This window comes from Micromonospora sp. NPDC049230 (assembly GCF_040647875.1).
GTDB lineage: Bacteria > Actinomycetota > Actinomycetes > Mycobacteriales > Micromonosporaceae > Micromonospora.
In genome coordinates this window covers 1-1,389 of the sequence record NZ_JBEZCZ010000094.1, presented here as the reverse complement: position 1 = coordinate 1,389, position 1,389 = coordinate 1, and the positions used below count along the sequence as shown (strand labels likewise).

4 protein-coding genes are annotated in these 1,389 nt (G+C 70.3%); all 4 read right to left on the bottom strand.

Features of this window, described 5'->3' with window-relative positions:
• Positions 1–226: hypothetical protein (locus AB0A95_RS34685; RefSeq protein ID WP_357559989.1), on the bottom strand; the 226-nt coding region annotated here is incomplete at its 3' end.
• 76 nt (positions 227–302) lie between these two features.
• Positions 303–482, bottom strand: coding sequence for a hypothetical protein (locus AB0A95_RS34680; RefSeq protein WP_357559988.1), 180 nt, complete (start codon positions 480–482; stop codon positions 303–305).
• 44 nt (positions 483–526) lie between these two features.
• Positions 527–1,126: a GGDEF domain-containing protein gene (locus AB0A95_RS34675; protein WP_357559987.1), complete on the bottom strand. Its 600-nt coding sequence runs from the start codon at positions 1,124–1,126 to the stop codon at positions 527–529.
• A 6-nt stretch (positions 1,127–1,132) separates the two neighbouring features.
• On the bottom strand, positions 1,133–1,389 hold a 257-nt coding region (locus AB0A95_RS34670), incomplete at its 5' end, for a hypothetical protein (protein ID WP_357559986.1).

The window sequence follows — 1,389 nt, the reverse complement described above, 5'->3', positions numbered from 1 at the left end:
CGTCGTCATGAGCCTCGTCCGTCCCCGTGTGCGGCGACCGGAGCCGACGCCACGCCAACTTGGCCACCAGCAGCACCGCCAACGCGACCAGGAGGTACTTCCACGCGTCACCGGCGGGGTTGTCCTTCGGCACCGTCCCCGCGGCGTCGCCGCTTGCGCCACCCGCCGCGTAGCCCCCCAGCAGGATCAGCAACACGGCACCCAGTGCCCATCGCAGTTTTCGCATCTCGTGCTCTCTTCGTCTCGGATTGGTCCGGCGCCGGGTCGTCCATGCCCGGCGCCGGGGGTCTTCGGTTGCTCGGCTACTCGCCGCGCCCGTCGTCGGCCTCGCCCTCGGCCGGCGCGATGGTCAGCGGGTCGTCCGGATACCCGGCGGCCATCTCGGCGACGATCTCGGCATGCCACCGGTCGGCATCCGGATGGTCGGGCGTGAAATACAAGTCGTCCCACCGGTTGCCGGACAGATCCACGTCGCTGCTCATCGGGCCTCCCACCGAGTGCTCCATCTCCGGCTGCCCACCAGCGCTCACGCGACGCTTCGCGCCGTGTCTCGGGCGACGATCGCAGAGTCATCGCGCAGCCGGACCAGCGGACGCGCCTCGACCGGACGGTCATGCCGGTGCCGGTTGTAGACCTCGTAGTGCCCGCCGGACGCTTTCGCGTGGTACATCGCAGCGTCCGCCTGGCGCAGTACGTCGGTGAGACTCCCAGCGGCGGGGGCCAGGCCGATCGACATGGTGGTGGACACCATCGGCCCGTCGGGGAGCTGTGCGCCCACGCGCGCTGGTAGCCATCCGACGTTGTCGATCACGGCGACGAACTCGTCACCACCGAGGCGCGCGGCCAGCGGCACGTCGCGCATCCAGTAGTTCATCGCGCAGAGCACCGCGTCGCCGGCGGCGTGGCCGTACCGGTCGTTGATGCCCTTGAAACCGTCCAGGTCGATTAGGGCGAGCATCTGGCCCGGGCGGTGCCGCCAGTTGGCCCACGCCTCGATAAGGCCGGCTCGGTTGAGTAGGCCGGTGAGCGGGTCGCGGGTGGCGGCGTGCCGCGCCTGGGCGAGTGCTGCCTCCAGCTCCGCTACGCGAGCCTGCAGCGCGGCGATTCTCTCGTCGTGATTAGTCACCGCAGCTCACTCCCCGCAGCATTCGCCGCAGCAGAACTCCAGCCCCTGCGGGCACGTTCCGGTCAGCTTCGCCGGGCCGGCGCCGGCGCCGCCCCAGCTCGGCGGGCGCAGCGGTCCGCCGGGGACCAGCTCGGTGGGGTTGCTGGGTTCACCGGACCTGCAGCCCCGGTGCTCGCACGTCAGCGCCATGTCGTCCGTATCGGAGATGGGCCTGAAAAGAGTGCGCTCCACAGTGATCGTCATCGTGTCCTCTCGCATCGTCT